The following is a 21,067-nucleotide window of genomic DNA, read 5'->3' as shown; positions in this document are numbered from 1 at the left end:
ATCTGAAAGTTTTTTATCTTCTTCATCAAACCCCAACCTCAATCAATCTAAGAACTAAATCCTAAACCAATCAACTAAGTTATTGTTTATCAAGAAGTTTCTTTCAACATCACCGCCGATGGATACGCATTATAGACCAATCAATTCCAAACACAACCCCCTAAGCCATTTTATTTCTATTTTATTTGCCAATAGAACAAATTGTAGACGAAATTGGACGGTTTTTACTAAATATGGATACTTTTAAACCAAAACAAATGGAGCTAAAGCTATTTTTTAGTTTCAACCTTTATACTTTCAATATAAATCGGCTTTACAGGTACGTTTTGATACATGCCTTTATCTGTTGTTTCTACCTTTGATATTTTATCTACAATATCCATCCCTTTAGTGACTTTACCAAAAACTGCATAACCATCGTTATACATACTTTTATTTAAATTAGGATTATCAACCGTATTAATAAAAAATTGTGCTGTTGCTGAATCTGGATCGCTAGTTCTTGCCATAGCTAATGAGCCGCGAATGTTTTGTAGACCATTATATGACTCATTTTTTATAGGTGCCTGTGTTTGTTTTTCACTAAAGTTTTTGTCAAATCCACCACCTTGAATCATAAAACCCGGAATAACACGATGAAAAGTCGTATTGTCATAAAACTTAGTATTCACATAGTGTAAAAAGTTTTTTGTTGATAGGGGTGCTTGGGCATCATTAAGTTCAATCTCTACATTTCCCATAGATGTTTTCATCTCTACATAGGTATTTGCAAAAACTGACCCACATGCAAGCGTAGATAAGAATAAAAGAATCGATTTTTTCATGTACACGTGATTACTAAAATTTTATTTAACTTAATCTGTAACATGGTTTCACGTGAAACACAATTTTAAAAAGTTAAAGTGATACTACAATTTTATATGTAGGTATCACTTTACTTTCTATATTTTATTGAGCCGTTGTTGTTACGTCTGAAGCTGTAGAAGATGTCATTGGTGATGATATTTGACCAGATGTATCAGTTGAAGCCATTGGTACTGAACCTGCACTTGATGCATCTGTATTTTGTGAAGCTGTCATAGATGACGCTGTATTTTTTGGCTCTTCTGCTTTTTGTGAAGCACAACCTACAGCCGACAAAGTGAATCCAACAACAGTTAAAGAGATTAAAGCTAATTTTTTCATAATCAATCACTCGTTCCTAAAAGGAAAATAAATAAATACTCAACATCGGAGTATTTGCATCATGCATATTTTTTTAAACGCTCAATATGTTGAATCTGCTAAATTTTTAAAGTTTTTCTTTACCAGAGCATGTATTTTGTTAATCGATACTTATTGTCCATGCATGAATTAATTTACCTTAAGCTATTGCTATATCTATTCTTTTTTAAATTTATTCTTCTTTTATTGTTCACTTAATATCAAAATAATAATTTCATTTAGGTCATAGAAAGACACACTCAGATAACAAAGCGATATCTTTCTATATGCATAATCATGATTTTTTTGATTTTTATATTATTATGGCCACTTCATTTCACCTTTTACAACTTTTGCTCCTAACTCTAAGCTACTTACTTCATGTAGATGAGGATATGCTTTTTTCATCTTTGAAATAAGTTGGTTTGCATCTTTGGTTTCACCTACAGCTTTCTCGTATTTTTTAAGGTATTGGATAGAAAAGTCTACAGCAGGCATATTCTGTAGTGACCCATGAGCCATATGTGCAGGAATTACAGTTTTAGGCATGAGCTTTTTAATATCTTGTAAAGTCTCCAAAACCTCCTGTCTAGATGCGCGTGTTGATGTATCAGCCATCCATAAGTGAATACCTGAAGATACTGGAATACCTCCCACTACTACTTTTAAGTGAGGTATCCATAAATAAGTTAGTTCTTTTTTACCCTTAATCTGAATATTTAATCCATCAAAATCTATTTCTTTCGCTGTATAGGTATGAGGAATAATAATTTTATGAGGTGCATTTTCTCCCATTTGCACAGACCAATAGTTTTGTTTTAGTTGATATGTATCTTGGATATGCTTAACCGTTTCAGGTGTAGCAATAATTTGTGCTTGAGGAAATATTTGTTGTAATACATCAAGGCCAAAATAATAGTCTGGATCACCATAACTCACAAAAATAGTTTTTAATGTCTTCCCACTATCTAATATATTTGCAGCGACACGTAATGCTTCAGATTTTGAAAACTGTGCATTAACTAGCATTACCTCTTTATCTGTTTCAATCAGTGTAGATGTGACTCCAAAATTTTCAGAGGATGCAAGAAAAGGTTGAATTTTAATATTTTCAGCATAAGTGTTCTGCATAAGCAGCGCACTATTAAATACTAAAGCTACCGATAACTTTTGTATGGTCGTCATATTTTTATCTCTTCTATTATGAGCAGTTTATTTTAATCTTCTTATATACGCTTTAAAGTTGCTCATTTAAGATAGTCTATTTCATTATAAGCAACAATTTTTTATGGATACCCTAAAAGCCATTCAAGTTTTTGTGACTATTCATCAATACGGAAGTTTTACTAAAGCAGCGGATCATCTTAACTATTCTCGAGCGATGGTATCTCGATATTTAGAACATCTTGAGGAAAAGTTTTCGACACGCTTATTTCAGAGAAACACGAGAAAAATATCTTTAACACCCGCAGGAGAACAAGCATTACTTTATTGTGAAAATATTTTACAACAAGAAAAGCTTCTATATGGATTGGCAGCTCATGAACAACATCAGGGCGTTATTCGAATTTCTTGCAGTAGTTTTTTGTTTCAAATGGGTGTAGATAAATGTATTGCTCAATTCCGTCAGCTTTTCCCAAAGGTAGAGTTCGATATTCAATTGAGTGAGTCCACCATTGACCTTATTGAAGATCGTGTAGATATTGCATTTAGGATTGCACAAAATATTGCAGATGGATTGATTGCAAGGCCAGTTTATCCAATCCCCTCTTCTTTTTGTGCAAGCCCTATCTATTTAAACAAGATAGACACCCTCACTCATCCAAGTCAATTGATTCAGCATGACTGTATTGTTCACTATGCTCAATTGAGTACTTGGACTTTTATTAACAGAGATCAACAACCTCAGAATTATACGGTAAAGAGTACATTTAAAAGTAATGATGTATTAGCATTACATAAAATGTGTGTAGAAGGTTGTGGAATTGCGATGTTACCTACATACGTAGTACTAAACGACCTAAAACATGGAAATCTAAATATTGTACTTCCCGAGTATACAGCACCAGATATTATGCTTTCCTTGGTATATACCTCTCGCCATCATCTTCCACTCATTTCTCAAAAATTTATTGCTTTTATTCAAGAAAACTTACCCATTCTTCTCAAAAAACATGAGGATTGTATTTAATTTGCGAATTAATAAATTTTAGTTCTTGAATTTTACTCTTGCGCCCATACCTTTAAGTTAATCATTTTACAAACTTCCCATGGCAGTTCAGCATAATGCCTGTTCAAGACTGAACGGATGCCAATTAAGGACTGTACATGTTTGAAAAACTTTTTAAACGGAGATCATCAATGGCGAACGAGCAAAAAAACCAAGCTCAAGAAAATCAGTCTGAAGTAGAAAAACACGAACAAGAAGCTCAGGTTGAAGAAAATAATGAGCAAGCTGATGTGAGCGTAGAAGATTTACAAGCCCAAATTACGAAACTTGAAGAAAGTTTAAAACTTGAAAAAGCACGTGCAGCAAATGCAATTTACGAATCTGAAAAAGTAAAAGAGCGTGTTGAGCGTGAAGCAGATACCGCGAAAAAATTTGCTTTAGAAAAATTCGCCAAAAGTTTACTAGATTCTGTAGACAATCTTGAGCGTGCAATTCAAGCAACAAGTGAAGAAAAAAGCCCTCTACTAGAAGGTGTAGAGCTTACGCTTAAATCACTACTCACCACATTAGAAAAAAATGGAATCGTTGCTGTAGATACAGCCAATGGTTTTAATGCCGAGTTACACCAAGCGGTAGGTATTGATCCTGAAGCAAAAGTAGGTGAAATCGGAAATGTTTTACAAAAAGGTTATACATTATCAGGTCGTTTACTCCGCCCTGCGATGGTTACTGTTGGTCAATAATTAACTAATATTAGAGAGTTTTTTTAATTTTTTTAATTTTTTTGCTTGAAAAAATTAGATTCACTCTCATATCGAATAACAAGCGAAAACATTGCAAAATAAATTTTAGAGGACACATTCAATGGCTAAGATTATTGGTATTGACTTAGGTACTACCAACTCATGTGTTGCAGTACTTGAAGGCGAAAAAGTAAAAGTAATTGATAACGCTGAAGGCGCACGCACAACCCCATCTATCATTGCATATAAAGATGGTGAAACACTTGTTGGTCAAAGTGCAAAGCGTCAAGCAGTTACTAATCCAAAAAATACGTTATATGCAATCAAGCGTTTAATTGGTCGTCGTTACGAAGATTCTGCTGTACAAAAAGATATTGGTCTTGTGCCATACAAAATTGTAAAAGCAGATAATGGCGATGCTTGGGTTGAAGTAAACGATAAAAAACTTGCACCACAACAAGTTTCAGCAGAAATTTTGAAAAAAATGAAAAAAACTGCTGAAGACTATTTAGGTGAAGCTGTTACTGAAGCGGTTATTACAGTACCTGCGTACTTCAATGATGCACAACGTCAAGCAACGAAAGATGCTGGTAAAATTGCTGGTCTAGATGTAAAACGTATCATTAACGAGCCAACTGCAGCTGCACTTGCGTTCGGTATGGACAAAAAAGAAGGCGATCGTAAAGTTGCTGTATACGATTTAGGTGGTGGTACATTTGACGTATCTATCATTGAAATTGCTGACTTAGATGGCGATCAACAAATTGAAGTACTTTCTACAAATGGTGACACATTCTTAGGTGGTGAAGACTTCGATACAGCATTAATTGACTACTTAGTTGAAGAGTTCAAAAAAGAGCAAGACGTTAATCTAAAAAATGATCCTCTTGCACTACAACGTTTAAAAGAAGCAGCTGAAAAAGCAAAAATTGAACTTTCATCTTCAAATGGTACTGAAATTAACCTTCCGTACATCACTGCAGATGCAAGTGGTCCAAAACACTTAGTAATTAATGTAACACGTGCAAAACTTGAATCATTAGTTGCTGACCTAGTTGAACGTACACTTGAGCCTTGTCGTATTGCACTTAAAGATGCTGGCCTTTCAAGTAATGAAATTTCAGATGTTATCTTAGTGGGTGGCCAAACGCGTATGCCACTTGTACAACAAAAAGTACAAGCATTCTTTGGTAAAGAGCCACGTAAAGACGTTAACCCTGATGAAGCAGTAGCAATGGGTGCTGCAATTCAAGGTGCAGTACTTTCTGGTGATAAAAATGACGTTCTACTTCTTGACGTAACACCTTTAACACTTGGTATTGAAACAATGGGTGGTGTACTTACACCAATCATTGAAAAGAACACAACGATTCCTTCTAAGAAATCACAAGTGTTCTCTACAGCAGCAGACAACCAACCTGCAGTTGATATCGCTGTTTACCAAGGTGAGCGTAAAATGGCTCAACAAAACAAATTGTTGGGTAACTTTCAATTAGGTGATATTCCACCTGCGCCACGCGGTGTGCCACAAATTGAAGTTTCTTTCGATATCAATGCAGATGGTATATTAAAAGTATCTGCGAAAGATAAGAGCACAGGTAAAGAACAGTCTATTCAGATTAAAGCAAACTCTGGTTTATCTGATGAAGAAGTAGAAGCAATGATCAGAGATGCTGAGGCAAATGCTGAAGAAGATCGTAAATTTGAAGATCTTGCAAAAGCACGTAATGAAGCAGATGCACTCATTTCTAGCGCAAATAAAGCTGTAAAAGACTTAGGTGATAAAGTTACCGAAGACGAAAAAACAGCTGTAAATACTGCGGTATCTGAACTAGAAGCAGTAACAAAAGAAAATGATGCTGAAGCGATCAAAGCAAAAACTGAAAGCTTACAAAACATCTTAATGCCAATTACTCAGCGTGCTTATGAGCAAGCTCAGGGCGCTCAAGGTGGTGCACAAGGTTTTGATCCAAATGCATTTAACCAAGAAGGTGGAGCTCAGCAGAAGAAAGCTGATGATGGCGTTGTAGATGCTGAATTTAAAGAAGTAAAAGATGATAAGAAATAAGATTTCTTAAAATCTAAAAAACCGTGCAATATGCACGGTTTTTTTATGCTCTAATATATAGACGCTTAAAATTATCATGATTTTTCATATGAGCTTTACCGAAGAACAAAAAGCAAAAATTTTATATATTTTAAAAATTCTCGCATGCGCCCTGATTGTAACTTTACTTGCTATTTGTATAGATAAGGATCATGTTTCCAACTTTTTTTTATGGAGCTCATTGACTGCCTTTTTTACTATTCAATACGATGCCAATAGTCCTGTCAATTTTAATCAAGTCACAGGCAATCTCATTGGCTCTAGTATAGGTGTTATTATTTGGTTACTTGTTTCACAATTCTCTAAAGAACATACATATATTAATATTGAATACTTATTACTAATTTTGGGAATATTACTGACTACAATTACATGCATACTTCTAAAACATGCTGAATACTGTGGTATCGCACTATCAGGCTTACTTATCGTTACGGTATACGATGTATCGCATAATACATTTCATGGCGCGCTACTACGTATTTTGTTTTGCGCAATTGGCTGCCTTATCGCATACATTGTCGACAAACTTAGTCATAAAATATTGAAAAATCATATATATAATAAAGCTTAATTTTTTGTGTATGCTATAAATAAGATAAACCTCTCTATTTTCATAGAGAGGTTTATCTGCCCACCCTCTGTTGTGTATTTATGTTTATAATTATTCTTTGTTTATTTTTTGTTGGGCAAACACAGAATATTAAATTTCACAAAGATATGATGTAGTCCAAAACCTACATATGAATAAATATTATACAATTAATTTCAAAGTATTGAATTATATTAATTTTTTTTAATGTTAAATTAAGTAACTGTATTGTTATTAAACGTGACTAAACTTTGGAAACTATAATATGGATCAATCAAATAATTTAATTACGGTTGCTGCAGCAATTATTTTAAATGAGAAGGGTGAGCTTTTACTGGTTCGCAAAAGAGGAACTCTCTTTTATATGCAAGTCGGAGGCAAACTTGAAAATGGTGAAGCCCCAAATCAGGCTTTAATCAGAGAAATAAAAGAAGAAATTGGATTAGAGGCCACAATTATTAAAAGTTATGGTGAGTTTTATACTCAAGCTGCAAATGAGAAAGGATTTGATCTGAAAGCTTATTTGTATCATGTAAAAATCGATGGTCAACCCAAATTATGTTCAGAAATTGAAGAGATAATCTGGATTAACCCATCGGCTACTCAGTATATAAATATCGCGCCCCTCACTTTGGATATTGTATTTCCTCTTGTCAGGAGAGAGCTTTCATAAAATACCAGTTTAATTTTTTAAACTACGAATTTTATTTAGAAACATCTGACCAGCTCGTCCATTTCGATTTAACCCTAACTTTTGCTGTTCTTGTGAAATGGCTTGACGTGTTTTGTCACCAATTAAGCCATCTGCTTCACCAATGTCATAACCTTTAGAAATCAAATAGGTTTGAATTTCTCTTCGTTCTGCTCTAGAAGTTCCTGCATCATCTGTTGGCCAAAGTGCAATAATAGGTCCATTGCCTTTTAAACGATCTGACAAATAAGCAATTGCTAAAGCATAGCTTTCCGCGGCATTATAACTATAAATTGCATCGAAATTTTTAAATACTAAAAATTTAGGACCACTACTACCTGCAGGCATGAGTAACCCTGCTACGGTATTCTCAGTAATATTACCTTGAACTAATGCGCTCCCATCTATTCTCGTTACTCCTTTAGAGAGCCATTCTGATAAAGGTTTTTTATTACGTCTTCCTTCATTATTAAATATAAATCCTGATGGAACTTTTACTTCAAAGCCCCAAGGCATGCCTGTCTGCCAACCTGATTTTTTAAGAAAATTTGCAGTAGATGCCAACGCATCAGAAGTATTAGAAACCAGATCTCTACGCCCATCACCATCAAAATCAACAGCCAATCTCTCATAGGTTGAAGGCATAAATTGTGTTTGACCAAATGCTCCAGCCCACGAGCCTATTAATTGATTTTCGGTTAAATCACCACTTTGCAAAATTCTAATTGCAGCAAAAAACTCTCCTCTAAAATAGGATTGTCTTCGTCCTTCACAACTTAATGTACCTAAAGACTGTAATAAAGGATATTTACCAACAATGTTACCAAAATTACTTTCTACGCCCCAAACAGCAACAACGACTTCAGGTGGAACTCCATATCTGTTTTGTATTTGACTTAGAACTTGTTGATGCTGATTTAACTGTGATCGACCTAAAGCGATACGTTCATCATCAACAAGACCCGATAGATAATCCCAAATAGGGGTAGAAAATTCTGGTTGATAATTTAACTTATCTAAAACAGAGTAATCTGGTGTTAAATTTTTTGTATATTGATCATATATATCATTTTGGATACCAGATGCCAGTGCTAGAGGATTTATTTGAGCGAGACATTGCTGAAATTTAAGATCCGAATCTCCCTGTTGTACAGCAGTTTTGACAATTTTATCATTCACAACCAAAGGCATAATTTTTTGTGTATCTGACTTAATAACAAGCTCTGCATGAGACATCGTACTTATAGCAATAATAGGAAAAATAAATAAATTCAAATAATTTTTCATCTATACAATCCTTGGTTAATTTTTAGATTAATTTTTTTAGAATATCAGGATTTTTTTTAAATCTAATATATAAATCGTAACTTTGAATTCAAAAAACATATCCATAGATTTTGAATTCAAGTTTTCAAATTTAAAATAATGATTAAATTTAAATAAGAAAACTGTGGATAAAATAATAAATATAAAAAAGCGACTCAGAGGTCGCTTTTTTATATTTTTATGAAAAATGAATATGTAGCTAAATATTCATATCACTTTGTAATGCTAATGGTTCAGGTAAAATCTTAGCCAATTTTCTACACAAATCAGTTAAATTTTCTGAACCATGAGGCATTAATGTAATATGTCCTAGCTTACGGCCTACACGTTCAGACTTATTATACAGGTGTAAATGTGCTCCCTCTAAACGAAGAACATCGTCTATTTTAGGATGCTGACCAATAATATTCACCATAACTGTAGGACGAATACAATCCGTTTCACCCAACGGTAACCCTGCTACAGCGCGAATATGGTTTTCAAACTGAGAACATGTTGATCCTTCAATAGACCAATGACCAGAGTTATGAACCCTAGGTGCCATTTCATTTGCATACAAACCTTGCGAAGTCACAAATAGTTCTAATGTAAGTACACCAACATAATCTAAATGATTTAAAAGTCTTGTAATGTACTCTTGTGCAACAGGCTGTAAGCTTTCACTTTTTGGTGCAGGCACAATAGAATGAGATAGAATACCTTGATGATGATGATTCTCAGCCAATGGCCAAGTTTTTACATCTCCATCTTGTCCGCGTACAGCAATAATAGAAACTTCTCGAGAAAACTGAACAAAGCTTTCCGCAATTAGACTTTTCGCTGCACCCAATTCTTCCCATGCTTGTGAAATTTGGTCATGCGTACGAATAATAAATTGCCCTTTACCATCGTATCCACCCATTGCTGTTTTAAGAACAATTGGTAATCCCAACTTTTCCACAGCTATGTGTATATCTTCTAAGTTATCCACAGCAAGGAATGGCGCAACGGGGATATCTAATGCTTTAAAGAGATTTTTTTCAGATAATCTATTTTGTGCAATAGCCAAAGCTTGTCTTGGTGGATAAATTTTCTTACCACTTTGCACAAGCTCATCAACTTCATTTAAAGGCGTATTTTCAAACTCTAAGCTAAATACAGGCGCACTTTCTATAAATGGTTTTAAATCTTTACTTTCATGACTTGTAAATACTTTTCCCAATATTGCAGAAGGGCACGTTACATTTGCTTCGTAAAATGTACAATGAATATTAAGAGGTAGTGCAGCTTGGGCCATCATACGACCTAATTGACCACCTCCAAAGATACCAATCGTTGTATCCATAAATTATTCCTCTAATTATACATTCCCAGGAATATTATTATTCGCAACCTTTTCAGTTTGCGATGCTCTAAATGATGCAACATTATTCGCAATTTCAGTATGAGTTAAACCCAAAATCTGTGCAGCCATAATTGCAGCATTTGTTGCTCCCGCAGGTCCAATAGCTAGTGTACCTACAGCAATACCCGCTGGCATTTGAACAATTGAAAGTAGAGAATCTACACCATTTAAAATTGAAGATTTTACAGGAACACCTAATACTGGAAGATCAGTTTTAGCAGCGCACATACCTGGTAAATGGGCTGCACCACCTGCACCGGCAATAATAACTTGAATACCGCGATCACGTGCAGTTTCTGCATATTCAAATAAACGGTCTGGAGTACGATGTGCTGAAACAACCTCTGCCTCAAAAGGAACGCCTAATTTTTCAAGCATCTGTGCAGTATGTTCAAGCGTTGCCCAATCTGACTGGGATCCCATAATAATTCCAACTAATGGTGTTGCTTCAACTTTAGCCATGTTCATTTAAAATTCCGAGAGTAGAAAATAGAGGCGATTACTTCTTATAAGTAATACTTTAAACTCATTTTATTATAACTGTTTTTTCTATCGCTCCCAACCCAACAACAAGTTAAAGTTTTTATGCAAAAAATAGAATAAAAGTGTCATTTCATTCACTTAAAAACTTTCAATTTCATTTATTTTTTCATCATTTAATAAAAGTTTTTTCCTCTATTTTTATATCCTTTGGCATGTTTCACTTTAAGCGGATCTGGCAATTCATTCAATATGACAGTCATCAAGCTAAATTTCTGATCATCAGATAAAGACAAAGGGAGAAACAAAGGATAATCTAACTCATGAAAGAATGACATAATATTAGAGTCTTTATGGACATATTTCATTGTCCAGTCTATATAATGATGATTTTGAATTTCAATTTCTTCTATTTTATTTATTTTAGTTATTTTATCACTTGTACCTAAATATTTAACCAGCTTATCAACTGTATTTTTATTTCCCTCTATACAGTGAAAAAATGATTGGTTGGCATAATAGAATACTCCAGATACATTATATTTATGATTATATTTAGATACAACTTCATAAATAAACCGAAGTTTATCTACAAGTGTTTCATTCTCCTGACGACTCACTAGGCCAAAATAGCAGTATCGCACTTTCATATTTTTAACCAACCTTAACCACACCAACCATTTTTTCGTCAAGAATTCCAATTACACCATACCAATATAATGAAATAAATGTACTCCCATCCCAAAATCCATTGAAATCAATCATCATTTTTTGGGAAGCGTATCTTGCTCAGCAAGAACTAACTCATCCAAAAAATCTGATAGATTACTGTCATTTAAACCTAAAGACATTAATGTTTTCTCACCGCGATTTTTAAAAAATAATTCAACTCGCGAATTTCTTTGTACATACTTCATAGACCAACCATTAAATCTACGCTCTTGTATCGCTCTTGTCCCAAAATAATGAACATAATGATGACGAGGATCTACGGCAATACGATCGAATAAATCTTCAATTACTATTTCAAGTCCTTCTATATACTGAAAAAATCGCCCTCCAGAGTAGTATAAAACCCCTGTAACATTATGTTTATTATTAAATTTCTTTGCGACTTCTAGTATATCATGAATTTCATCTAATAAAGTTTCATGGCTCCCTTTACGCACACTGCAATAGCATAAAGCATGTAATTTCACACAATTTGCTCCCTTGTTGAAACGTCTGTGATTAGTATGGAACATATTCACAAAACATGAAAGATAAAAATAAAATAGAATAAAAAGCATCCAAAAATTGTAAGCTTTTACTTACAATTTTTTATTTTTTTAACAAATATAATAGGATAAGATCAGAAAAATATATTTGAAGAGATTAATATTTTAATTTGGCCACTTCAGATCAGGAAAAACATGAATAATTTATACATTACATTGGTGTCAGATGACATGCATGTTTTGCATTTACAAAAAATTGAAGATATGACGAAGACAAATGATCATATATCAATGAATACATTATGGATGGATATCAATGACGCAAGTCTTATCGATTTTTCAATCTATTCAGCATTAGCAAATGCCCAACGTGGTGATGTCATTAGTCTTAAAGATAAAAGTTATCGTGTCAGTCAGATTTCTTATAATAAACCTAGAGAGATAAGCTAATTTACTTCAATCTATTTTCTATTTTTAATATAAATATTTCTCTTATTTTTGTTTTACACGGTAAATATAGGTTTATATCATATCTCTAATATAAAGATATAGATAGATAGAAATGACCTTTAAACATATTCATTATAATACAGCAGAAATTAACTGTATTCGGCAATTAAAAAATTAATTATTTATATATCACCTATTATTAAGAATAAAATATAATACTATTATAATTATAAAATCTTAGCTTATTTCTTCACATAAATTTACAGCCTTTTTTCCTTATCCTTATGCAATAATAAAATGAGAAGCACCGAACTATACCCATAATTTTATACTTAAATTTATAGGAAATTTATCATGAAATCTCGTGCAGCTGTTGCATTTGGTCCAGGCCAGCCTTTAAAAATTGTAGAAGTTGATGTTGCACCACCTCAAAAGGGTGAGGTACTTATTCAAATTAGTCATACAGGCGTTTGCCATACAGATGCCTTTACACTTTCAGGAGAAGATCCAGAAGGGGTATTTCCTGCAATTTTAGGTCATGAAGGCGCAGGTATTGTGGTTGAAGTCGGTGAGGGTGTAACAAGTGTACAACCTGGTGATCACGTCATTCCGTTATATACCGCCGAATGTAAAGAATGTCTTTTCTGTAAATCAGGTAAAACTAATCTGTGTACGGCAGTGAGAGCGACTCAAGGTAAAGGCTTAATGCCAGATGGTACAACACGATTTTCCTATGAAGGACAGCCTATCTATCACTATATGGGTTGCTCTACATTTAGTGAATATACTGTCGTTGCAGAAGTATCTCTTGCAAAAATTAATCCTGAAGCAAACCATGAACAAGTTTGTCTTTTAGGGTGTGGCGTGACGACAGGTATCGGTGCAGTTCACAATACAGCCAAAGTACAAGAAGGTGATAGTGTCGCCGTCTTTGGTTTAGGTGGTATTGGTCTTGCGGTCGTACAAGGTGCTCGGCAGGCTAAAGCAGGTCGAATCATTGTTGTCGACACAAATCCTGAAAAGTTCAAACTTGCAGAATCGTTCGGAGCAACTGATTTTCTTAATCCTAAAGATTTTGATCAACCCATTCAACAGGTTATTGTTGAAATGACAGGATGGGGAGTCGATCACTCTTTTGAATGCATTGGCAATGTAAATGTCATGCGCTCAGCACTTGAATCGGCACATCGTGGTTGGGGACAGTCAGTCATTATTGGGGTTGCTGGTGCAGGACAGGAAATCTCAACCCGTCCATTCCAACTCGTAACAGGACGAACTTGGAAGGGGACTGCTTTCGGTGGTGTTAAGGGTCGTAGTCAGTTGCCTACTATGGTTGAAGATGCAATGAAAGGAGATATTCAACTTGAACCATTTGTCACACATACCATGCCACTTGAACAAATTAACGATGCATTTGAACTAATGCATAAAAGACAATCTATTCGTACTGTAATTCATTACCAAGCAACATAATAAATCGTCTCGCAACTACTACACTAAACCGTTGTAGTGGTTGCTATTTCAGCTTTTCTTCACCAATTATAACTATCTTTTCTACAATAGCCTTGCTATGGTTTCTTCAATTAAGATCAGCACCTTACTCATGTTCACATCAGAAAAGAACAGAGTAAAATTTGGAGAAAATTAAATCATGCATCTGCATATTTTAGGTATTTGTGGCACATTCATGGGTTCTTTGGCACTGCTTGCACGAGATTTAGGGCATAAGGTAACAGGGTCAGATCAAAATGTTTACCCACCCATGTCTACACAGCTTGAGAATGCAGGTATTGAACTCATGCAAGGCTACCATCGTGAACATTTAGACCCAAGACCTGATTTAGTGATTGTTGGTAATGCAATGGTTCGAGGGATTGATGCTATCGAATATATACTTAACGAAGGTATACCATATACTTCAGGCCCTCAGTTTTTAGCTGAACATGTACTACAAGATAAACATGTATTGGCTGTTGCAGGAACGCATGGAAAAACGACGACTACAACTATGCTTGCATGGGTACTTGAACAAGCAGGCTTAAATCCTGGCTTTCTTATTGGTGGCGTACCCCTTGGTTTTAGCCATAGCGCACGTTTAGGAGGTGGGCAATACTTCGTTGTTGAGGCAGATGAGTATGATTCTGCTTTCTTCGATAAACGTTCTAAATTTGTTCACTACCACCCTAAAACAGCAATTTTAAATAACTTAGAGTTTGACCATGCAGATATTTTTGATGATCTAGCTGCCATTCAAAAACAATTTCATCATCTTGTTCGTACTATTCCGAGTGAAGGCAAAATTATTGCACCCATTACCGAATCAAATATTGATGATGTACTCAAACAAGGTTGTTGGACACCCGTAACAAGAACGGCGCTCACATCATATAACGATGCTGAAATATATGCAGAGCTCATTGAAGCAGATGGCTCTCATTTTAAGGTGTATCATCATCAACAGTTTGTTGGTGAAGTGAAATGGAATATGACAGGCCAACACAGTGTTGCTAACGCCCTAGCTTCAATTGCTGCTGCAAACCATGTAGGTATTGACATTGGACAAGCATGTGAGGCTTTGTCTAAGTTTGGGGGGGTAAAGCGTCGTATGGAGTTGCTAGATACGATTGATGGTATAGAAATATATGACGATTTTGCTCATCATCCAACAGCAATTGCAACAACATTGGATGGCGCTCGCAAAAAATTGGGTAAGCGCCGTTTATGGGCAGTGATTGAACCTCGTTCAAATACAATGCGTCTTGGAACCCATAAACAAGGTCTTGCACATGCAACTGAACTTGCAGATCAGGTCATTTGGTACCAACCCGAAGGTCTTAATTGGGACTTACAGCCTGTCATTGATGCTTCAAAAAATGAAGCTTACGTAACTCATTCATTAGATGACATCATCAAACACATTGTTAAAGATGCACATGAAGGTGATGCGGTTATTATTATGTCAAATGGTGGTTTTGGTGGCTTACATCAAAAGCTTATCAAAACCTTAAAAAAACAATAATATTTGCTTTTAATTAGACAATATGACAAAATATTTCTATTGAATGAACACTATTCAAACAGAATTGAACAAGGGGAGTAGCCTCCTTAACTTAGTAAAGTACTAAGTGTCAGGTTTCGTCATTACACTTTGCAAAAACAAAGTCGGTACCTGAGCACTGTCATCATACAGTGTAGGCAAGACCTTGATCATGTTGTCACAGAGGGTAAATAAATCATCTGGCAACTGGTCAAGGTTTTTTTATGGCCAAATGCAAGATGAAGGAGTAAAACATGGACTCTGTCGGAAACTTTTGGCTATACGGGGTATTCTTTTGCCTTGTTGCCGTGATGTTACTGATTGACTTTTTAAGTTTCAAACAAAAAGATACTAAAGATGGAACACAGGGTGTTTCATTAAAACAAGCGGGGATTTGGAGTGCTGCATGGGTCACTGTTGCATTACTCTTTGCAGGAGGTCTTTGGGCATACCTACAAAATACCGTTGGAACAGAAATCGCAAATCAGAAAACCTTAGAATATATTACAGGTTACTTGCTTGAAAAATCTTTAGCAATTGACAACGTATTTGTCTGGCTCATGATTTTCTCTGCATTTGCTATTCCACCTATTTTACAACGCCGTGTCTTATTATATGGTGTGCTTGGCGCGATCATTTTAAGAACTATTTTTATTTTTATTGGCGCATGGCTTATCCAAGAATTCTCGTGGATTCTCTATATCTTTGGTGCTTTCCTTGTTTATACAGGCTATAAGTTCTTAAAAGGGCAAGATGAAGACCCAGATATTGAGGACATGAAACTTCTCAAATGGTTAAGAAAAAAACTACCTATTACACCAACCTTGCGTGAAGATAAATTCACCATTCGTGAAAAAGGTAAGTTGTTTGTTACACCATTACTTATCGTACTCATTTTGGTAGAAGTTTCTGATGTTATTTTTGCCGTTGACTCTATCCCTGCAATTTTTGCAGTAACAAGCGATCCATTTATTGTACTGAGTGCAAACCTCATGGCAATTTTGGGTTTACGTGCAATGTTCTTCCTATTGGCTGGTGCAGCACAAAAAATGCATTATCTACCTTATGGATTAGGCGTTATTCTTATATTCATTGGTTTTAAAATGCTTATGTTGATGTTTAATATCCATATTCCGATTTGGTTATCTTTAGGTGTGATTGCGGTTGTCCTTATTATTACCACGATTCTTTCACTCCACTACGACAAAAAGCAACAGCAATCTTAAGAAAAAAGGCATGCAAAGCATGCCTTTTTTATTTTCGCATGACATCAACCCATTCTAAAAATAAGTTACAATCTATTGAAAAAATAATATAGATAGGCACACCATGTCTTTGAAACACTCTCCTCAATCTTCTGTTATTCGTGGTAATTTTTTAGATATTACACAGACCGTCACCCAAGCGAATGATATTAAAAATTATGTCCGCTATATTGAAGACGGCGTAATGATTACTTGTGAAGGCAAAATCACATGGTTTGGTACATGGGACGATGGACAGCCATATTTACCTCAAGGTGTAACCGTACAACATTATCCAAATGAACTTATTCTTCCCGGTTTTATAGATACTCATATCCATTACCCTCAAACAGAAATGGTAGGTGCCTATGGTGAACAGCTATTAAGCTGGCTAAATACATATACATTTCCTACTGAACTTAAGTTTAAAGATAAAACATATGCAGATAAAATTGCAGCAATCTTTATTCAAGAATTATTGAAAAATGGTACTACCACTGCATTGGTTTTTGGTACGGTTCATCCTCAATCCATAGATGCACTATTTGAAGAAGCTGAAAAATTCGATATGCGCCTTATTGCAGGAAAGGTCATGATGGATCGACATGCACCTGAAGATCTGTGTGATACCGCTGAACAGTCTTACCAAGACAGTAAAGCACTCATTGAAAAATGGCATGGGAAGGGAAGAGCACTCTATGCAATTACACCACGATTTGCACCAACCTCTACCCCTGAACAACTTAGTAAGGCAGGACAACTAAAACAAGAATTCCCTGACGTGTATGTACATACACACCTGAGTGAAAATAAAGACGAAATTGCATGGGTAAAATCACTATTTCCGGAAAGAAAAAATTATTTAGATGTCTATAACTATTATGGTCTTACAGGGAACCGTTCTGTATTTGCTCACTGCGTACATCTTGAAGAGGATGAATGGCAATGTATGCATCAAACAGATTCAGCAATTGCCTTTTGTCCAACATCGAATTTGTTCTTAGGTAGTGGCTTATTTTCTTTAAAACAAGCTTGGGATAAACAGGTCAAAGTGGGACTCGGCACAGACATTGGTGCAGGGACATCTTTTTCACAATTACAAACACTGAATGAAGCATATAAAGTTCAACAATTGCAAGGTGAAAAGCTTTCAGCATTTGAATCGCTTTATCATGCAACACTCGGTGGTGCAAAGTCACTCGATCTAGATGATAAGTTAGGAAATTTCAATATTGGCAAAGAGGCAGACTGTATTGTTATACAATTCAATGCTACTGCTTTACAGCACTTGAGGCAATCAGAAGCTAAAGGTATTGAAGACCGATTATTTGCACTCTTTACCATGGGAGACGATCGAAATATTCACACCACATACATTCATGGAAAAATTGCATATACGCAAAAACCTCATTAAAGAAATAGCATCTCATCAATCTAAAGATGCATATTGCTATCTTTTGCATTAAACTAGTATGAGTTTTTTTAGGTGTTGCAACGCAACACCTTTTTTATTCAGACAAGTAGGACCTTCCCATGACTGTTCCAATGCGTGTGATGATTTCCGCAGACGAAATTCAAACCAAAGTTAAACAGCTAGGTGAGCAAATTAACCAGTTCTATGCCAATAGCGATAAAGAGCTTGTATTGATTGGTTTATTACGTGGCTCTGTTATTTTCATGGCTGACTTATGCCGTGCAATTGAGAAAACGCATGAACTCGACTTTATGACAGTTTCCAGTTACGGTGGAGGCACTGTTTCAAGCCGAGATGTTAAAATCTTAAAAGATCTCGATGGAGATATCCAAGGCAAAGATGTCTTAGTGGTTGAAGACATTATTGACTCAGGAAATACGCTAAGTAAAGTATTAGAAATGCTACAAACACGTCGTCCAAATTCAATTGAATTATGTACGCTTGTAAGCAAACCTTCACGCCGTGAAATTGAACTAGATGTCAAATTTTTAGGTTTTGAGGTAGAAGATCGCTTTATTGTCGGATATGGTCTCGACTATGATCAAAAATACCGACATATTCCATATATTGGCGAAATCGGTTTATAACAAAAAGTGGCAAAAGCCACTTTTTTATGCACAAAACAACAACATTCATCTTTGATTCTTTGTCTATTATAATTTTAAGAAAACGTAAATACTAAAACGCAATACTAAAATAAACCAAGACTTTAAGGAGCATCTTATTATGTGGAGCCTAATCGTCACCATTTTTATTGGATTCTTAGCCGGGTTAATTGCTCGTGCTTTACATCCAGGTAATGACAAAGCAGGATTTTTGGTCACCACACTGTTAGGGATAGCAGGTTCTTTAGTTGCAACATACGGCGGTCGCATGTTGCATTTATATGGTCCTAATTCATCAGCGGGCTTTATTGCCTCTGTCATCGGCGCAGTGATCGTATTATTTGCTTATAACTTTTTTACCAAAAGTGACTAAACCATAAAATTTTTAAAAAGGCAGTATATTTATATACTGCCTTTTTTTATTTATATTCCTGTATTTTTCAAAATCTTTTCAATTTCACCTGCAGACATATAACCTAGTGTTTTAAAACCATTTGAAAAAATAATTCCCGGTGTACCTTCTATTCCTATTTTTTTACCTAGAAGTAAATTCTTTTGAATAGGATTATTACAACTGGCATCGTTTTGAGGATTAATATTTTCACGAATTAACTTGTTCCAATAATAAGGTCGACTTGTGCTACACCACACTTGCTTTGAAGAAAAGACAGATTCAGGGCGAATAGGATAAAGAAATACGTAAATTGTAACATTCGTCAAACGATCTAATTCTGGCTCTAACTTTTTACAGTAAGGACAGTTAGGATCAGAAAAAACAGCTATTTTATGCTGACCGTTTCCTTTTACAATTTTAATAGCATCTTGTAAGGGTAGGGTATCCCAATCTACTTTATTGTTTTGTATCATTAAATCCTTTGTAAGATTCTTTTGATCTTTTAAACGAATCATAGAACCGACTAGTATATGCTCAGCGCGCTCGTCTACATAGACAATTTGTTGGTCTAATGACGCACTATAAACTCCTTTCATTTCTGTAGATTGAAGATGCTGAAAATCCAAATTTGGATATTGTTTTTTTAATTGAACACTTAAAGTACTTACATCTGAAAATAGGCTGGTTGATACCAATAAATTCATCAGTAAGACTGACCTTATTTTCCACATAACTCATCACATTATAAAATCACTAGAAATTCAGTTTAACCACATTTATACAAATATTCTGTTTAAAGTTATATTAGGCAATGTTCCACGTGAAACAAATGATAATTATCAACTTTAGGTTATATATTATTTAACTTCCTATCGTATTTTATTTTTTAGTTGGGAAAAGAATAATAATCCAAACACTAAAATGGCATATAAATATGATGAACATAAATCAAAAAGTTATTGTAATTACAGGTGCTTCTTCAGGTCTAGGATATGAAACGGCTAAACATTTAGTACATCATGGCGCAAATGTCATTTTGGGTGCACGCCGTATTGAAAGACTACATGAGCTAGCAAATGAGTTAAATATTTCTCACGATCATTGCGTTCAAACAGATGTACGAGATTTGGTACAAGTTCAAAATCTGGTTGCACAAGCGATAAAACTATATGGCAGAGTTGATGTCCTAATAAACAATGCAGGCGTAATGCCACTATCACTTTTAGAAGAACTCAAAGTTGATGAATGGAATCTAATGATTGATGTCAATATTCGTGGTGTCTTACATGGTATTGCCGCAGTATTGCCAATAATGAAAGAACAGAAAAATGGACAGATTATTAATATATCTTCTGTTGTAGGCCATGTTTTTGGGCCACTCTGTGCTGTATATAGTGCAACAAAATCGGCTGTCTTAGCTATTTCAGAAAGTTTAAGAAAGGAGGTGAAACCCTATAATTTACGCACGACAGTTATTTCACCAGGTGCAGTTGCAAGCGAATTAAAATATGGCTCATCTTCAGAAATGTCTCTTAGTGCAATGCAAAGCTTTTATGAGCAAAATGAGATTCCTGCGTCAAGCTTTGCTAATGCTGTACTTTTTGCTATTCAACAACCTAAAAACTTAGATATTAATGAAATTATTTTCAGACCAACCATTCAAGAAGTATAAAATTTAGATGGCAAAGTAAGGACTTTAGAATGTTATATACCTATCTGGGTACAAGCGACTTATATGTTTCACGAGTATGTATAGTCAAACAATCAAAAATATAAGACAATTTAAAAATGAGTTATTCAGAACATTTTAGACGAAAAGTGATAGCGAAGCTTGAGGAAGGATATTCCATACGAGCGGTATCGACACAATTTGAAATTGATAAAAATACAATTTTGAGCTGGAAAAAACGAATTGAGGTTAAAAGAACTCGCCCACGCAAACCTTTTAAA

At 34.9% G+C, this 21,067-nt stretch carries 23 protein-coding genes; 14 read left to right on the top strand and 9 right to left on the bottom strand.

All coding sequences use genetic code 11. The features are described from left to right. Positions 1-269 precede the first annotated feature (269 nt). The 3 genes from I2F23_RS11855 to I2F23_RS11845 all read right to left on the bottom strand — a co-directional run bounded on the left by I2F23_RS11855 (position 270) and on the right by I2F23_RS11845 (position 2,388). Positions 270-824: a peptidylprolyl isomerase gene (locus I2F23_RS11855; RefSeq protein ID WP_195772805.1), complete on the bottom strand. Its 555-nt coding sequence runs from the start codon at positions 822-824 to the stop codon at positions 270-272. Between the two features lie 124 nt (positions 825-948). Then, a complete protein-coding gene (locus I2F23_RS11850; protein WP_195772804.1) occupies positions 949-1,185 on the bottom strand; it encodes a hypothetical protein in 237 nt (78 codons plus the stop codon). Between the two features lie 339 nt (positions 1,186-1,524). After that, positions 1,525-2,388: an MBL fold metallo-hydrolase gene (locus I2F23_RS11845; RefSeq protein WP_228284804.1), complete on the bottom strand. Its 864-nt coding sequence runs from the start codon at positions 2,386-2,388 to the stop codon at positions 1,525-1,527. 103 nt (positions 2,389-2,491) lie between these two features. Here I2F23_RS11845 and I2F23_RS11840 point away from each other — a divergent pair, with 103 nt between their 5' ends. The 5 genes from I2F23_RS11840 (at position 2,492) to I2F23_RS11820 (ending at position 7,488) form a co-directional block, all read left to right on the top strand. Continuing rightward, positions 2,492-3,394: a LysR family transcriptional regulator gene (locus I2F23_RS11840; protein WP_195772803.1), complete on the top strand. Its 903-nt coding sequence runs from the start codon at positions 2,492-2,494 to the stop codon at positions 3,392-3,394. Between the two features lie 170 nt (positions 3,395-3,564). Then, positions 3,565-4,116, top strand: a complete 552-nt coding sequence (gene grpE / locus I2F23_RS11835) for a nucleotide exchange factor GrpE (RefSeq protein WP_195772802.1) — start codon at positions 3,565-3,567, stop codon at positions 4,114-4,116. Positions 4,117-4,237: 121 nt separating this feature from the next. Beyond that, entirely contained in the window at positions 4,238-6,184 is a 1,947-nt protein-coding gene (dnaK, locus tag I2F23_RS11830) for a molecular chaperone DnaK (protein ID WP_195772801.1), read from the top strand. An 88-nt stretch (positions 6,185-6,272) separates the two neighbouring features. Next, a complete protein-coding gene (locus tag I2F23_RS11825; protein ID WP_195772800.1) occupies positions 6,273-6,797 on the top strand; it encodes an aromatic acid exporter family protein in 525 nt (174 codons plus the stop codon). Between the two features lie 283 nt (positions 6,798-7,080). Further along, positions 7,081-7,488, top strand: coding sequence for an NUDIX hydrolase (locus tag I2F23_RS11820; protein WP_195772799.1), 408 nt, complete (start codon positions 7,081-7,083; stop codon positions 7,486-7,488). 9 nt (positions 7,489-7,497) lie between these two features. On the opposite strand, the gene I2F23_RS11815 is transcribed toward I2F23_RS11820, so the two are convergent. The 5 genes from I2F23_RS11815 to I2F23_RS11795 form a co-directional block, all read right to left on the bottom strand. Continuing rightward, positions 7,498-8,793, bottom strand: a complete 1,296-nt coding sequence (locus tag I2F23_RS11815; RefSeq protein ID WP_195772798.1) for a lytic murein transglycosylase — start codon at positions 8,791-8,793, stop codon at positions 7,498-7,500. Positions 8,794-9,031: 238 nt separating this feature from the next. After that, positions 9,032-10,156: a 5-(carboxyamino)imidazole ribonucleotide synthase gene (locus tag I2F23_RS11810; RefSeq protein ID WP_195772797.1), complete on the bottom strand. Its 1,125-nt coding sequence runs from the start codon at positions 10,154-10,156 to the stop codon at positions 9,032-9,034. Between the two features lie 15 nt (positions 10,157-10,171). After that, on the bottom strand, positions 10,172-10,684 hold the full coding sequence (gene purE / locus I2F23_RS11805) for a 5-(carboxyamino)imidazole ribonucleotide mutase (protein WP_195772796.1): 513 nt from the start codon (positions 10,682-10,684) through the stop codon (positions 10,172-10,174). A gap of 188 nt (positions 10,685-10,872) precedes the next feature. After that, complete coding sequence (locus I2F23_RS11800; protein ID WP_195772795.1) at positions 10,873-11,388, bottom strand: BLUF domain-containing protein; 516 nt, start codon at positions 11,386-11,388, stop codon at positions 10,873-10,875. Positions 11,389-11,460: 72 nt separating this feature from the next. After that, complete coding sequence (locus tag I2F23_RS11795) at positions 11,461-11,895, bottom strand: BLUF domain-containing protein (protein ID WP_195772794.1); 435 nt, start codon at positions 11,893-11,895, stop codon at positions 11,461-11,463. Between the two features lie 213 nt (positions 11,896-12,108). On the opposite strand from I2F23_RS11795, the gene I2F23_RS11790 reads away from it, so the two are divergent. From I2F23_RS11790 to I2F23_RS11760, 7 genes are all read left to right on the top strand, one after another. Then, positions 12,109-12,363 carry a hypothetical protein gene (locus I2F23_RS11790; RefSeq protein ID WP_195772793.1) on the top strand — a complete coding sequence of 85 codons (255 nt, stop codon included), beginning with the start codon at positions 12,109-12,111 and terminating at the stop codon, positions 12,361-12,363. 354 nt (positions 12,364-12,717) lie between these two features. Further along, on the top strand, positions 12,718-13,836 hold the full coding sequence (locus tag I2F23_RS11785) for an S-(hydroxymethyl)glutathione dehydrogenase/class III alcohol dehydrogenase (protein WP_195772792.1): 1,119 nt from the start codon (positions 12,718-12,720) through the stop codon (positions 13,834-13,836). Positions 13,837-14,014: 178 nt separating this feature from the next. Beyond that, a complete protein-coding gene (mpl, locus tag I2F23_RS11780; protein ID WP_195772791.1) occupies positions 14,015-15,382 on the top strand; it encodes a UDP-N-acetylmuramate:L-alanyl-gamma-D-glutamyl-meso-diaminopimelate ligase in 1,368 nt (455 codons plus the stop codon). A gap of 272 nt (positions 15,383-15,654) precedes the next feature. Then, positions 15,655-16,626 (top strand): TerC family protein, encoded by a 972-nt coding sequence (locus tag I2F23_RS11775; RefSeq protein ID WP_195772790.1) that lies wholly within the window; start codon positions 15,655-15,657, stop codon positions 16,624-16,626. Positions 16,627-16,729: 103 nt separating this feature from the next. After that, positions 16,730-18,058: a guanine deaminase gene (gene guaD / locus I2F23_RS11770; RefSeq protein ID WP_195772789.1), complete on the top strand. Its 1,329-nt coding sequence runs from the start codon at positions 16,730-16,732 to the stop codon at positions 18,056-18,058. Positions 18,059-18,177: 119 nt separating this feature from the next. Next, positions 18,178-18,705 (top strand): hypoxanthine phosphoribosyltransferase, encoded by a 528-nt coding sequence (hpt, locus tag I2F23_RS11765; RefSeq protein WP_195772788.1) that lies wholly within the window; start codon positions 18,178-18,180, stop codon positions 18,703-18,705. Between the two features lie 139 nt (positions 18,706-18,844). Further along, positions 18,845-19,096, top strand: coding sequence for a GlsB/YeaQ/YmgE family stress response membrane protein (locus tag I2F23_RS11760; protein WP_195772787.1), 252 nt, complete (start codon positions 18,845-18,847; stop codon positions 19,094-19,096). Positions 19,097-19,146: 50 nt separating this feature from the next. On the opposite strand, the gene I2F23_RS11755 is transcribed toward I2F23_RS11760, so the two are convergent. Then, positions 19,147-19,848 carry a DsbC family protein gene (locus I2F23_RS11755; protein ID WP_195772786.1) on the bottom strand — a complete coding sequence of 234 codons (702 nt, stop codon included), beginning with the start codon at positions 19,846-19,848 and terminating at the stop codon, positions 19,147-19,149. 203 nt (positions 19,849-20,051) lie between these two features. On the opposite strand from I2F23_RS11755, the gene I2F23_RS11750 reads away from it, so the two are divergent. Together I2F23_RS11750 and I2F23_RS11745 are read left to right on the top strand one after the other, a co-directional pair. Further along, positions 20,052-20,789 (top strand): SDR family oxidoreductase, encoded by a 738-nt coding sequence (locus I2F23_RS11750; RefSeq protein WP_195772785.1) that lies wholly within the window; start codon positions 20,052-20,054, stop codon positions 20,787-20,789. Positions 20,790-20,905: 116 nt separating this feature from the next. Continuing rightward, positions 20,906-21,067 (top strand): helix-turn-helix domain-containing protein (locus tag I2F23_RS11745; RefSeq protein ID WP_213014723.1); only part of this gene is annotated, 162 nt, incomplete at its 3' end.

Source organism: Acinetobacter pollinis (assembly GCF_015627175.1).
Classification (GTDB): domain Bacteria; phylum Pseudomonadota; class Gammaproteobacteria; order Pseudomonadales; family Moraxellaceae; genus Acinetobacter; species Acinetobacter pollinis.
The sequence above is the reverse complement of the archived record's forward strand: the minus strand, read 5'-3'. Positions and strand labels throughout refer to the sequence as shown.